The organism is Aeromonas sp. 97A, from assembly GCF_051919185.1.
Classification (GTDB): Bacteria; Pseudomonadota; Gammaproteobacteria; order Enterobacterales; family Aeromonadaceae; genus Aeromonas; species Aeromonas veronii.
In genome coordinates, this window is the sequence record NZ_JBQBFF010000001.1 from 3,835,978 (window position 1) to 3,849,831 (window position 13,854).

The window sequence follows — 13,854 nt, forward strand, 5'->3', positions numbered from 1 at the left end:
CTCGACCATACGCAGGACCTCGCCCGTGATGGATAACCCGGATGGCGACCTCAAATCTCTGCTGATCAGGGTGGCAGAGCAGGCCGACAAGGCTGCTTTTGCCCGCCTGTTCCAACACTTTGCGCCGCGCATTCGCAGCTACGGCCTGCGCCACCTCGGCAGCGAAGCCAACGCCATGGAGCTGGTGCAGGAGACCATGCTGCTGGTGTGGCAGAAGGCGCGTCTCTACCACCCCGAGAAGGGGGCGCCGACCACCTGGATCTACACCGTGATGCGCAACCAGTGCTTCGACATGCTGCGCCGTCGTCGCGCCAGCAAGGAGGATCTCTGTGCCGAGGAGCTGTGGCCGGTGCTGGAGTTTCAGGCCGAAGAGGAGCACCTGAGCGGCGGTGAGGATGCGGTGCTGACCCGTCAGATGGCCCACTATCTGGGCACCCTGCCGGAGCCGCAACAGCAGGTGGTGCGTGGCATCTATCTGCAGGAGTTCTCCCAGCAGGAGCTGGCGGAGCGCCTTGGCGTGCCGCTCGGTACCATCAAGTCCCGCCTCAGACTGGCGTTACAGAAACTGAAAGAGCAAGTGGAGCAAGGCCATGATTAAAGCCCATCCGACCGACCCTATGCTGCGTGCCTTCGCCGCCGACGAGCTCCCTCTGCCGCTGGCGGTGGGGCTCTCCGCTCACTGTGAACTCTGCCCCGATTGTGCTGCCCGACTGAAGACATTCGAAGAGGAGCTGGCGCAGCAATATCTTGCTTCGCCAGCAGAGCCCGAGGTGGACTCCCGCGATGAAGTGGGACTGGACGCCGGATTCGACGCCATGCTGGCGGATATTCTGGCCCAGCCGCCGGCAGAGCCCCTCTCCGAGCCAACACATGACCAGCCCCGAGCCCAGCCCGGCGAGCTGGAGGTAGCCGGTCACGCCTACCGTTTGCCACGGGTGCTGGCCCGCTACCGTTCGCCCAAGTGGCGCCATATCGGGGCCATTCGTCAGCAGAGTCTGCCGCTGGACGAGATGGGGGCGCGCGCCAGCCTGCTCCATATCGAAGCGGGTGGCCGCATCCCCGAGCACACCCATCAGGGCTATGAGCTGACTCTGCTGCTGGCGGGCAATATTCAGGATGGCGATACCCTTTACAAGGCGGGAGATTTCATCTGGCGCGATGCCAGCCACTCCCACAGCCCGCATACGCCCGATGGCTGCCTCTGCTACACGGTGCAGGATGCGCCGGTGCAGTTCACCAAGGGGCTGTCGCGGCTGCTGAACGGCATCAGCCAGCACCTCTACTGAGCACCATGACGCCATAGAAAAAGGGACCAAGTTGGTCCCTTTTGTCATTTCATTGCAGGCTGCCGATCAGGCGACAAACACCAGATAGACGGCGAACGCCACGATAAAGCGGTAGATGGCGAACGGGATAAAGTCGATGCGGCGGATCAATGTCAGGAAGGTCTTGATCGCAAACATCGCTACCACGAAGGCGGTGATAAAGCCCACTGCAAACATCGGGAAGTCGGCCATGGAGAGGAAGTCGCGGCTCTTGTAGAGATCAAGCCCGCTGGCCGCCACCATCATGGGCACCGCCATGATGAAAGAGAACTCTGCGGCGGCGTGACGGCTGATCCCCATCAGCATGCCACCACTGATGGTGGCGCCGGAGCGGGAGAAGCCGGGCCACAGGGCCAGACACTGGAACAGACCGATGCCGAACGCCTGCTTGTAGCTGATGTCATCCAGGGTTTCAGCTGTGACGGCCGGGCGGAACTTCTCGGCGATGATCAGCAGGATGCCCCCCGCGACCAGCGCGTACATGACGGTCTGCGGACCAAACAGGTTGGCCTTGATCCAGCTGTGGATGGCCAGACCGACCACGATGGCGGGCATCATGCCGAGGATGACGTGGATCAGCGACAGGGTGGCGTGATCCCGGGACGGCTTCTGGCCAAAGTGGATGCCAATCAGGCCAAACAGGCGGCGCCAGAAGACGGCGACCACGGCGAGGATGGAGCCAAGCTGGATCACCACTTCGAAGGTGGCAGCCTTGGGCCCTTCAAAGCCCAGCAGATGGCCGACGATAATCATGTGGCCGGTGGAGGAGACGGGGAGGAACTCGGTCAGCCCCTCGACGACGCCCAGAATAAAGGCGACCAGCAGGGTATAAGTGTCAGTCATCGAACAAACAATCCTTAACTTCGTTGATGTAAAAACGCCCCGGGAGGGTCTCGGGGCGGCTTATCTTGCTCGATAGTGACTGCTGAGGCTATGTAAAAATCATGAAACCTTTAAGTCAGTCGCGGATAAAACGGTAGCGGGTCTGGTGGTGATAACGCCCGCCAGGCTGCAGCCAGGGGTTGCCCAGCTCGGGGCGATTGGGGCTGTCCGGTAGCTGTTGCGCCTCAAGACAGAAGCCGTCGTGATCCCGGTGCGACAGGCCGCTGCGGTTCGGGGTATTGGCCAGCCAGTTTCCGGTGTAGAACTGTAGCGAGGGCTGGTTGGTATAGACCTCCATCGCCAGCTGCTTGTCGCCAGAGACTATCCGAGCGGCCCATTCTGATGTCGGGCCGTTGAGCACAAAGGCGTGATCGTACCCCTTGGCCTGTTGCTGCTGGGGATGGTTCAGCCAATCCTGGCCAATCAGGCGCTCGCGGCGCAGATCGAACGGCCCCTCCACCGGAGTGATGGCGATCGGCAAACCGCTCGGGTCGGTCGGCAGGAAGTGGTCGGCATTGATGCTGATGAGGTGGTCACGGACATCTTCGCCATCAGTTTGCCCATCGAGATTGAAGTAGGCGTGGCTGGTGAGGCTGACCGGCGTTGTGGCATCCGTGCTGGCGATGAAATCCGCCACCAGATCGCTCTGCTCCAGCCGGTACTCCAGGGTGACCCGCAGATTGCCGGGAAAGCCCTGATCCCCCGCTCGGGAGAGCAGCGCCAGCTTGACCCGATCTGCTTCCAGTTCCTTGATCTGCCAACGCTGGCGATGAAAGCCAGCCTGCCCGCCGTGCAGACAGTTGGGTGCCTGATTGGCATTCAGCGGCCAGTGCTGTCCATCACGCACCAGCTCGGCACCGCCGATGCGGTTGGCAAAGCGTCCTGCCACCGCCCCCAGCCACACCTGTTGGGTGGGATAGGCGTTGTCGGCACAACCCAGCAGCACTTCGCGCCGTTTGCCCGCTACCGGCAGGGTGAGGGAGGTGAGGGTTGCGCCGAAGTCGAGGCCGCGCAGGCGCAGCCCCTCCTCGTTTTCCAGTTCGAATGGCGTCATGGCGCTGCTCATAGCTTGCCTGCACCGGCGCTGGCAGAGCAGACGTAGCAGTCGGCCTTGAGGCCCGAGATGGCCGGATACTCCGCCTCGACGGCGGCGATCACTTCGGCCACCTTGTCGGGGCGCAGCAGGGCGACCACGCAGCCGCCGAAGCCGCCGCCGGTCATCCGCACGCCGCCATCTGTGCCGATCCTGGCCTTGATGATCTCCACCAGACCGTCGATGGCGGGTACTGTGATCTCGAAGTCGTCGCGCATGGCGGCGTGTGATTCGGCCATCAGCTCGCCGAGGCGGGTCAGATCGTGGCTCGCCAGTGCATCGGCCGCCGCCAGGGTGCGGGCGTTTTCACCGACGATGTGGCGGGCACGGCGATAGCAGGCCTCATCCAGCCCGGCCTTGCCCGTTTCCAGTCCGGCCAGATCGAGATCGCGCAGCGCCTTGACCCCGTAGTGATGGGCGGCCGCTTCGCACTGCTGGCGGCGGGTGTTGTACTCGCTGTCCACCAGACCGCGACGCACATTGGAGTTGACGATCAGCACCGCCAGATCCGCCGGCATGGGGATGAGGCGGGTCTCCAGCGAGCGACAGTCGAGCAGCAGGGCGTGGTCTGTTTTGCCGCTGGCGGAGATCATCTGATCCATGATGCCGCAGTTGCAGCCGACGAACTTGTTCTCCGCCTGCTGACCGTTGAGGGCGATCTCGGCCTGGCTGATGTCGAGCCCCAGCGCCTCCTTGAAGGCCTGACCGATGGCCACTTCCAGCGAGGCTGAGGAGGAGAGCCCCGCCCCCTGCGGCACGTTGCCGGAGACCACCAGATCGAGGCCGCGCAGGGCATAACCGAGCTCCTGCAGATACTTCACCACGCCGCGGATGTAGTCGCTCCAGCGCTGGCTGGGGTGGTGCTCGATGGGCTGGTCGAGGTCGAACTGGTCGCGCTGGTTGTCGTAGTCGGCGGCGATCACCTGTACTTGCCGGTCATCGCGCAGACCTATGGCAACGCAGGTCTCGTAGTCGATGGCGCAGGGCAGCACGAAGCCGTCGTTGTAGTCGGTATGTTCACCGATGAGGTTGACGCGGCCGGGGGCGCGCACCAGCAGATCGGGCGCTTTGGCAAATTGCTCGGCAAAAACGGTGCTGACGCGTTGGCTCGGGGTCATAGGGCCTCCTCATTGGTTTGATTGGTCTGGTTGTAGTGAATGGGGCTCAGAGCGCGCAGCCGCTCGGCGGCCTGCTCGGGGGTAAGGTCGCGCTGGGTTTCGGCCAGCATCTCGAAGCCGACCATGAATTTGCGCACGGTGGCGGAGCGCAGCAGGGGCGGATAGAAGTGGGCATGTAGTTGCCACGCCTCGGGGCAATCCGACTTGGGCGGTGCAAAGTGCCAGCCCATGGAGTAGGGAAAGCTGCACTCGAACAGGTTGTCGTAGCGGCTGGTGAGCTCCTTGAGCGCCACCGCCAGATCCTGTTGCTGGGCCTTGGTCAGGTTGAGCATGGAGGGGACGTGCGCCTTGGGCAGCAGCAGGGTTTCGAACGGCCAGGCGGCCCAGAAGGGGACCACGGCGAGCCAGTGCTCGGTCTCTACCACGATGCGCGAGCGATCCGCCAGCTCCCGCTCCACATACTCCAGCAGCATGGGACGGCCATGCTCGGCCAGCCAGTCACGCTGGTGCTGCTCTTCGCGGGCGATCTCGTTGGGCAGGAAGTCGCTGCCCCAGATCTGGCCGTGGGGGTGCGGGTTGGAGCAGCCCATGACGGCCCCTTTGTTTTCAAAGACCTGCACCCACTCCCACTGGGCCGACAGCTCGGCGACCTGATCCATCCAGGTGGTGATCACCCCCTCGATGGCGGGCAGCGGCAGCTCGGGCAGGGTCTTGCCGTGATCCGGTGAGAAGCAGATGACCCGGCTGGTGCCGCGGGCGGCTTCCAGTTTCAGCAGGGGATCGCTGGCGCAATCGGCGGCCGGGGTATCCTGCATCAGAGCAGCGAAGTCGTTGGTAAAGACGAAGGTGCCCTTGTAGTCGGGGTTGATGTCGCCAGTGACCCGGGTGTTGCCGGCACAGAGGAAGCAGTCGGGATCGTGGGCCTGTTTGGGGGCCTGACTCACCTTCTCCACTTGTCCCTGCCAGGGGCGTTTGGCCCGATGGGGGGAGACCAGCACATACTGGCCGGTCAGCGGGTTGAAGCGGCGATGGGGATGATCGACGGGGTTGAACATCATCTCTCCTGAATAAGGTATTGAAAAATAGGGTCGTCTATTAACAGGGAGCAGGCATGCCTACTCCTCGTAACCGTTCGGATTGGCGGATTGCCAGCGCCAGCTATCGGCGCACATGGCGTCGATGTTGCGGGTCGCCCGCCAGCCCAGCTCGCGCTCGGCCTTGGCCGGATCGGCCCAGCAGGCGGCGATATCGCCCGGGCGACGCGGCTCGATGCGAAATGGCAACGGCTTGCCACAGGCAGCAGAGAAAGCGGCGACCAGCTGCAACACGCTCTGGCCCTCGCCGGTGCCCAGGTTGTAGGTGTGCACGCCACCCTTGCCGGCGCAGTGTTGCAGCGCCTTGACATGCCCTTCGGCGAGATCCATCACGTGGATGTAGTCGCGCACGCCGGTGCCATCCGGGGTGGGGTAATCGTTTCCAAAGACAGACAGGCAGTCGCGACGGCCGATGGCCACCTGGGTGATATAGGGCATCAGGTTGTTGGGGATCCCTTGCGGGTCTTCACCCATGGAGCCCGATTCGTGGGCGCCGACCGGATTGAAGTAGCGCAGCAGGGTCATGCTCCAGTGGGGCTCGGCCAGCTGCAGATCCTCGAGGATCTCCTCGATGATCAGCTTGGAGCGACCGTAGGGGTTGGTAGCACTGCGGGGGAAATCCTCGCGGATCGGCAGATTGGCGGGATCGCCGTAGACGGTGGCCGAGGAGCTGAACACCAGATTGTGCACCCCGGCCCGTTTCATCGCCTGCAGCAGGGTGAGGGTGCCGCCGAGGTTGTTCTCGTAGTAATCCAGTGGAATGCGGGTCGACTCGCCGACCGCCTTGAGGGCGGCAAAGTGGATCACTGCATCGATATGCTGCTCGGCGAAGATCCGGTCCAGCAGGGCCGCATCGCGAATATCCCCTTGATAGAACAGGGGTTGCTGGCCGCTGATGGCAGCGACTCGGGCCAGCACGCTGCGTTTGCTGTTGCCGAGGTTGTCGACCACCACGGGATTCATGCCTGCCGCTTGCAGGGCCAGACAGGTGTGGCTGCCGATATATCCGCAACCGCCGGTGACCAGAACGTTCATCTTGCTCTCCACTGAAAAGTGTCTGGAAGGAGTCTAGCCGAGGGTGTGGCGACCAAACTGTGAGCTTGCTTGCAAAACAGTGTAAACGATTACACTGTTTTTATGGTCATCCTGACGGCAGATATACGTTTCACCCCTGTTTCCAATGGGTTTGCTGGGTATAATGGCGCTCTATTGCACAGTGAAAGAAGTGAAAACAGCATGAGCACCATCAAGGATGTCGCCCGTTTGGCCAATGTGTCGGTGGCAACGGTTTCACGGGTGATGAACAACTCCCCCAAGGCCAGCGCCGCGTCTCGCGAAGTGGTGCAGAAGGCCATGGCCGAACTGGGCTACACCCCCAACGCCAACGCGCGGGCACTGGTGAGCCAGACTTGCGACACCATGGGGGTGGTGGTCGGTGATGTAGCCGATCCCTTCTTCGGTGCACTGGTGAAGGGGGTCTCCGGCGTGGCCGTCGAGCAGAACCTTCACCTGCTGATGGGTAACGGTTTTCACAAGGAGCGTCAGGAGCGTGAAGCGATCGAGCTGCTGATCGGCAAGCGCTGCGAGGCGCTGGTGGTGCACAGCAAGGCGCTGAGCGACGAGGAACTTTACGATTACGCTATGCGAGTGCCCGGTATGGTGCTGATCAACCGCGATATTCCGGCCCTCAAGGGACGCTGCATCGCTCTCAACAATCGGCTGGGTGCGGCTACGGCGACTCGCCACTTGATCGAGCTGGGTCACCGCCATATCGCCTTTATCAGCTCGGATCACGCCATCGAGGATGCCACCTTGCGGCTGCAGGGCTATCAGGATGGACTGATGGAAGCCGGTCTGGCAGCCGATCCCGAGCTTATCGAGAGCGGCACGCCAAACGAGGAGGGGGGCGAGCGCGCCATGCTCAATCTGCTGGCCAAGGGGCTCAAGGTGACCGCCGTGGTAGCCTATAACGATGCCATGGCGGCGGGCGCCATCTCTGTGCTGGCCGACAACGGCCTGCGAGTGCCGGAGGAGGTCTCGGTAGTGGGCTTCGATGACATCATCTATGCCAGATATTTGCGCCCCAAGCTCTCCACCATGCGCTATCCCATCGAGCTGATGGCGGCCCAGGCGGCCAAGCTGGCCATTCAGCTGGCGGCGGGGGAGAGTGACGCGACCCAGAGCCGGATCTATACCCCCACCCTGATCAATCGCCACTCGGTGGCACCGGTTCGGGCCGGATAGCCCCCTTTTTCGGCCCTGTTCGGGGCCGTTTCTTGCACAGTTATTGTTTTACCTATTTTTAATCATTTTTACTCCGCTTTACTTAACAAAATTAGTGTAATCGTTTACATCTGTGTGAGCGAGATCGCCGTTCCCTGCGTCATACTTCTCTAGACTGAATACGTTTTCTAATCAGCAGGGAGAGTGTGAATGCTCAGGGAGATAGTGGCGCGTCAGGATTGGCAGACTCAGGCCATTACGTCGGTAAACCGGCTGGCTGCCCATACCCCCATGTTCAGCTGGCGCAGCGAAGCGGATGCCTGGGGTGATCTGGCCTCTTCCTCCCGTCTCTTGCTCGATGGCGAGTGGCGCTTCTCCTTCTTTGCCGCTCCCGAATTGGTGCCCGAGAGTTGGCTGGCTCGGGATCTGGCGGATGCCACTCCCATTACCGTGCCGGGCAACTGGCAGCTGGATGCCGCCTATCCGGCTGCGCGGCCGCTCACCGATGGCCCCATCTACACCAATATCAAGTACCCCTTTCCCTGCGATCCGCCCCGAGTGCCAGCAGAGAACCCCACCGGTTGCTACTCACGCGAGTTCGAACTGCCCGCCGACTGGCTGGCAAGCGGACAGAGCAGGATCATCTTTGACGGGGTGAGCAGTGCCTTCCACCTTTTTTGCAACGGCCGCTGGGTCGGTTACTCCCAGGACAGCCGCCTGCCCGCCGAATTCGATCTGACTCCTTATCTGCACACCGGTCGCAACCGGTTGGCGGTGCTGGTGCTGCGCTGGTCCGACGGATCCTATCTGGAAGATCAGGATATGTGGTGGCTGTCGGGGATCTTCCGCTCCGTCAGCCTGTTGCACAAACCGTCCCGCCATCTGATGGATATGCGGGTGACCCCCGAGCTGGATGCCTGCTATCGGGATGGCCGTCTCAAGATTGCCCTGCAAGTCGCCAATGGGGCTGGGCTGTCGGTAGAGGCCAATCTCTATGACGGTGGCGAGCGGGTCGCGACCCTGCGCCAGCCGATCGGTACCCAAGCCATTGATGAAAAAGGGGCGTATGACGATCGCGCCGAGTTCTGGCTCGACGTGGCTGCGCCGCGCAAGTGGAGCGCCGAGACGCCTCATCTCTATCGCCTGACCCTGACCCTGCTGGACGAGCAGGGCCGCGCCATCGAGAGTGAGGCGTGCGATGTGGGCTTTCGGGTGGTGGAGATCCGTGGTGGTCTGCTGCGGGTCAACGGGCAGCCGCTGCTTGTTCGCGGTGCCAACCGTCACGAGCATCACCCCGCCAAGGGTTATGCCATCGATCGCGCCACCATGGAGCGGGATCTGCTGCTGATGAAGCGCCACAACTTCAATGCGGTGCGCTGCTCCCACTATCCCAACCACCCCGACTTCTATCGCCTCTGCGATCGGCTCGGCCTCTATGTGGTGGACGAGGCGAATCTGGAGACCCACGGCATGACCCCCATGGGGCAGCTGGCGCGGGATCCCGCCTGGAGCAACGCTTTTCTGGAGCGGGCGACCCGCATGGTGGCACGGGATTTCAATCACCCCTCCATCATCATCTGGTCGCTCGGCAACGAGTCGGGTTACGGCCCGGCCCACGATGCCATGTATGGCTGGATCAAGCGCAGCGACCCGAGCCGTCCGGTGCAGTATGAGGGGGGCGGGGCCGATACCCCGGCGACCGACATTATCTGTCCCATGTATGCCAGAACCCATCAGGATCAACCTTTCCCGGCGGTGCCCAAGTGGGCGCTGGCCAAGTGGATCGGCCTGCCCGGCGAGCACCGGCCGCTGATCCTCTGCGAATATGCTCACGCCATGGGCAACAGCCTAGGGGGCTACGCCCACTACTGGCAGGCGTTTCGCGATCATCCACGCCTGCAAGGCGGGTTTGTCTGGGATTGGGTCGATCAGGGGCTCGACAAATACACCGCCGATGGTCGCCACTACTGGGGCTATGGCGGCGACTTCGGTGATGTGCAAAACGATCGTCAGTTCTGCTGCAACGGCCTGCTGTTCCCGGATCGCACCCCCCATCCTGCCCTGTTCGAGGCAAAGCGGGCCCAGCAGCCGTTCCGCTTCACTCTGCTTGAGCACACCCCGCTGCGGATGAGGATCGAGAGCGAATACCTGTTTCGGGAAACCGACAACGAGCGGCTTTGCTGGCAGCTGTGTGAGAACGGCCATGTGCAGCAGCAGGGGGAGTTCTCCCTTGAGTTGGCGCCACAGGGGGTGGTCGAGTTGACCCTGAGCGAGGCGTTGCCCCCCTTTGCGGCAGGCTCACTGGCCTGGCTCGATCTGGCCATCGTTCAGCCCCAGGCCACCCTCTGGTCGCAGGCGGATCACAAGGTCGCCCGTCAGCAGTTCACCCTGCCGACCCCCCTTGCCCTGCCAGCGCCGGTCGCTGCCGCTACCCTGAGCGAGCAGCCGGATGGCTGGTTGGTCACTGCCGCAAACAGCCAGTGGTGGCTCGACAAACTGAGCGGTCGTATCACCAGTTGGCAAAAATCGGGGCAGGAGCAGTTGCTGGCGCCGATCATGGATCACTTCTATCGGGCGCCGCTCGACAACGACATCGGCACCAGCGAAGCGGATCACGCCGACCCCAACTCCTGGATTGCTCGCTGGCAGGGCTGTGGCCTCGGTCAGTGGCAGCACCGCTGTCTGGGGATCGCGGTCGCCGGAGGGGATATCCGGGTCAGTCATGGCTACTTCCACCGTGATGAGCTGCTGCTGGTGAGTCACTGGCATCACCGCTTTACCGACGATGGCGCCATGAGCCTCGAGATAGAGACCGAGCTGGCACAGGTGCTGCCGTCGCTGCCGCGGATCGGCCTGCTGCTTCATCTGGCCGAGGTGCCAGCGCGAGCCGAATGGCTGGGGCGTGGGCCGCACGAGAACTATCCGGATCGCCTGCTGGGCGCCGATCTGGGGCGCTGGAGTCTGCCGCTGGAGGCGATGCATACCCCTTACATTTTCCCGAGTGACAACGGCTTGCGCTGCGATACCCGCCAGTTGCAGCTGGGCAGCACGACGGTGAGCGGCAGCTTCCATTTCAGTGCCAGCCGCTTCAGTCAGCAGCAGCTGGCCGCCGCCCGTCACCAGAGCGATCTGGTGGCTGAAGCAGGGCTGTGGGTCTGTCTCGATGGCGCCCACATGGGGGTGGGCGGGGATGACTCCTGGAGTCAGAGCGTGCGTCCCGAGTATCAACTGCTCGAGCGTCGTTACCGTTGGGGCTGCACTCTCCGCTAATCCAGCTATTGAAGCGACTGTCTAGCCAGTGCGCCATTTTGACAACAGACCAGTAACGACTAGCCTCAATGCTGTGGGAAAGATTGAGTCTCAAATCTGATTTTTATTTATATGTATTTGAAAAATAAATATAAAGTTTCAATGTAACAGAGTGTAAACGTTTTCATTTTGTCGTCATGATCACAGAAGAAATGACAACAAACTGATTACATTGATTGGCGCTTGCTCAATTGCTCGCCACCCTACAACACAGATAGACACATCGGAGCACACATAATGAAAAAACTGACCACAGTTGCCGCCCTGCTGATGGGCATGATGGCTGGAGCCAATGCCCAGGCTGACACCCGTATCGGGGTAACCGTCTACAAATATGACGACAACTTCATGGCGGTCGTGCGCAAGGCCATCGAGAAGGAGGCGGCAGCCACTCCGGGGGTGGAGCTGCTGATGAACGACTCCCAGAATGACCAGTCCAAACAGAACGACCAGATCGACGTGCTGCTGGCCAAAGGGGTGAAGGCGCTGGCCATCAACCTGGTAGACCCGGCTGCGGCACCGGTGGTGATTGAGAAAGCCCGTGGCGAAGATATCCCGGTGGTCTTCTACAACAAGGAGCCGAGCGCTACCGATCTGGCCAGCTACGACAAGGCCTACTACGTGGGCACTGACTCCAAGGAGTCAGGGATCATCCAGGGTCAACTGATTGCCAAACACTGGAAAGCCCATCCGGAGTGGGATCTGAACAAGGATGGCGTGATCCAGTTCGTGCTGCTGAAAGGGGAGCCGGGCCACCCGGATGCCGAAGCGCGCACCTCCTACGTGGTCAAGACCCTGAACGATGGTGGCGTCAAGACTGAACAACTGCACATGGATACCGGTATGTGGGATACCGCCATGGCGAAAGACAAGATGGATGCTTGGATCTCCGGCCCCAACGCCAACAAGATCGAAGTGGTCATCGCCAACAACGACGGCATGGCAATGGGTGCAGTCGAGTCACTGAAAGCCCAGGGCAAGACTGCCATTCCGGTATTCGGCGTCGATGCGCTGCCGGAAGCGTTGGCCATGGTCAAGAGCGGTGCCATGGCGGGTACCGTGCTGAACGATGCGGCCAACCAGGCCAAAGCCACCTTCGAGCTGACCAAGAACCTGGCTGAAGGCAAACCGGCCGGTGAAGGCACCAAGTGGAATATCGTCGACAAGGTAGTACGTGTTGCCTACGTCGGTGTGGATAAAGACAACCTGTCCCAATTCGAGTAATTCCCTCCTCCAGGGCAAGGGAGATCCCCTTGCCCTTTTTTCAACCAGATGTGATGGCTGATATGACAACACAGCAACAATCAGAATGGCTGTTGGAGATGATTGACGTCAGTAAGAGTTTTCCCGGCGTCAAGGCACTCGATAATGTCAATTTACGGGTCCGTCCTCATTCTGTGCATGCGTTGATGGGCGAGAACGGAGCGGGAAAATCCACACTGCTCAAGTGCCTGTTCGGCATTTACGAGAAGGATCAGGGCAAGATCTTCTTCAAGGGGCAGGAGATCAACTTCACCTCCTCCAAAGAGGCGCTGGAAAATGGCGTCTCCATGGTGCATCAGGAGCTCAACCTGGTGTTGCAGCGTACCGTGATGGACAACATGTGGCTCGGCCGCTACCCCACCAAGGGGTGGTTTATCGACCACGGCAAGATGTATGACGACACCAAGCGCATCTTCGATGAGCTGGATATCGACATCGACCCCAAAGTGAAGGTCGCGACCCTGTCGGTCTCCCAGATGCAGATGATCGAGATCGCCAAGGCGTTCTCCTACGATGCCAAGATCGTCATCATGGACGAACCCACCTCCTCGCTGACCGAGAAAGAGGTGAATCACCTCTTCAAGATCATCAACAAGTTAAAGGAGAAGGGGTGCGGCATCGTCTACATCTCTCACAAGATGGAGGAGATCTTCCAGCTCTGTGACGAGATCACCATATTGCGGGATGGCCAGTGGGTGGCAACCCAGCCGCTCAAGGGCATGACCATGGATCAGATCATCGGCATGATGGTCGGCCGTGAACTGACCCAGCGCTTCCCTGAAAAAACCAACCAGCCGAAAGAGGTGATCCTCGAGATCGAACACCTGACGGCGAAGAACCAGCCCTCCATTCAGGATGTGACCTTCAACCTGCACAAGGGGGAGATCCTCGGCATCGCCGGACTGGTGGGGGCCAAGCGCACCGATATCGTTGAGACCCTGTTCGGCATTCGCGATCGCAGCCAGGGCAGCATCAAGCTGCACGGCAAAGAGGTGGCCAACCACAACGCTCACGAAGCGATACGCAACGGCTTTGCGCTGGTGACCGAGGAGCGCCGCTCCACCGGTATCTACTCCCGTCTCGATATCGCCTTCAACTCCCTGATCGCCAACATGGACAACTACAAGGGCTCCATGGGGCTGCTCAGCGACAACAAGATGAAGAGCGATACCCAGTGGGTGATCGACTCCATGCGGGTCAAGACGCCGACCCAGCAGACCCAGATCGGTTCCCTCTCCGGGGGCAACCAGCAGAAGGTGATCATCGGTCGCTGGCTGCTGACCCAGCCGGAGATCCTGATGCTCGACGAGCCCACCCGCGGCATCGACGTGGGTGCCAAGTTCGAGATCTATCAGCTCATTCTGGAGCTGGCGAAGAAGGACAAGGGGATCATCATCATCTCGTCAGAGATGCCGGAATTGCTGGGGATCACCGACCGCATCATGGTGATGAGCAATGGCCGGGTCGCCGGGATCGTCAATACCAAAGAAACTGACCAGAGCGAGATACTGCGCCTGGCATCTCTGTACCTCTAGAGACAGGAAGAC

11 protein-coding genes are annotated in these 13,854 nt (G+C 61.2%); 6 read left to right on the forward strand and 5 right to left on the reverse strand.

The genetic code is table 11. The annotated features are described in order from the left end of the window. Positions 1-28 precede the first annotated feature (28 nt). Positions 29-598: a sigma-70 family RNA polymerase sigma factor gene (locus ACTG27_RS17430; protein ID WP_005355542.1), complete on the forward strand. Its 570-nt coding sequence runs from the start codon at positions 29-31 to the stop codon at positions 596-598. After that, a complete protein-coding gene (locus tag ACTG27_RS17435) occupies positions 591-1,286 on the forward strand; it encodes a ChrR family anti-sigma-E factor (RefSeq protein WP_429075911.1) in 696 nt (231 codons plus the stop codon). The genes ACTG27_RS17430 and ACTG27_RS17435 overlap by 8 nt, the downstream gene beginning before the upstream one ends. A gap of 66 nt (positions 1,287-1,352) precedes the next feature. On the opposite strand, the gene bacA is transcribed toward ACTG27_RS17435, so the two are convergent. From bacA to galE, 5 genes are all read right to left on the reverse strand, one after another. Further along, positions 1,353-2,168, reverse strand: coding sequence for an undecaprenyl-diphosphate phosphatase (gene bacA / locus ACTG27_RS17440; RefSeq protein ID WP_429075910.1), 816 nt, complete (start codon positions 2,166-2,168; stop codon positions 1,353-1,355). 115 nt (positions 2,169-2,283) lie between these two features. Further along, positions 2,284-3,273 carry a galactose-1-epimerase gene (gene galM, locus ACTG27_RS17445; protein ID WP_439980059.1) on the reverse strand — a complete coding sequence of 330 codons (990 nt, stop codon included), beginning with the start codon at positions 3,271-3,273 and terminating at the stop codon, positions 2,284-2,286. After that, the gene (gene galK, locus ACTG27_RS17450) at positions 3,270-4,418 is read right to left on the reverse strand and encodes a galactokinase (protein WP_439980060.1); all 1,149 of its coding nucleotides are present in this window, start codon (positions 4,416-4,418) and stop codon (positions 3,270-3,272) included. The genes galM and galK overlap by 4 nt, the downstream gene beginning before the upstream one ends. Continuing rightward, positions 4,415-5,473: a UDP-glucose--hexose-1-phosphate uridylyltransferase gene (locus tag ACTG27_RS17455; protein WP_439980536.1), complete on the reverse strand. Its 1,059-nt coding sequence runs from the start codon at positions 5,471-5,473 to the stop codon at positions 4,415-4,417. The genes galK and ACTG27_RS17455 overlap by 4 nt, the downstream gene beginning before the upstream one ends. A 60-nt stretch (positions 5,474-5,533) precedes the next feature. Further along, positions 5,534-6,547, reverse strand: a complete 1,014-nt coding sequence (galE, locus tag ACTG27_RS17460) for a UDP-glucose 4-epimerase GalE (protein ID WP_439980061.1) — start codon at positions 6,545-6,547, stop codon at positions 5,534-5,536. A 201-nt stretch (positions 6,548-6,748) separates the two neighbouring features. Here galE and ACTG27_RS17465 point away from each other — a divergent pair, with 201 nt between their 5' ends. The 4 genes from ACTG27_RS17465 to mglA all read left to right on the forward strand — a co-directional run bounded on the left by ACTG27_RS17465 (position 6,749) and on the right by mglA (position 13,842). Then, entirely contained in the window at positions 6,749-7,756 is a 1,008-nt protein-coding gene (locus tag ACTG27_RS17465) for a substrate-binding domain-containing protein (protein ID WP_139463133.1), read from the forward strand. Positions 7,757-7,945: 189 nt separating this feature from the next. Further along, positions 7,946-11,005: a beta-galactosidase gene (locus tag ACTG27_RS17470; RefSeq protein ID WP_439980062.1), complete on the forward strand. Its 3,060-nt coding sequence runs from the start codon at positions 7,946-7,948 to the stop codon at positions 11,003-11,005. Between the two features lie 276 nt (positions 11,006-11,281). Continuing rightward, positions 11,282-12,268 (forward strand): galactose/glucose ABC transporter substrate-binding protein MglB, encoded by a 987-nt coding sequence (gene mglB, locus ACTG27_RS17475; RefSeq protein WP_005340747.1) that lies wholly within the window; start codon positions 11,282-11,284, stop codon positions 12,266-12,268. A 53-nt stretch (positions 12,269-12,321) separates the two neighbouring features. Then, positions 12,322-13,842 carry a galactose/methyl galactoside ABC transporter ATP-binding protein MglA gene (gene mglA / locus ACTG27_RS17480; protein WP_245132753.1) on the forward strand — a complete coding sequence of 507 codons (1,521 nt, stop codon included), beginning with the start codon at positions 12,322-12,324 and terminating at the stop codon, positions 13,840-13,842. The last annotated feature ends 12 nt before the right edge of the window (positions 13,843-13,854 follow it).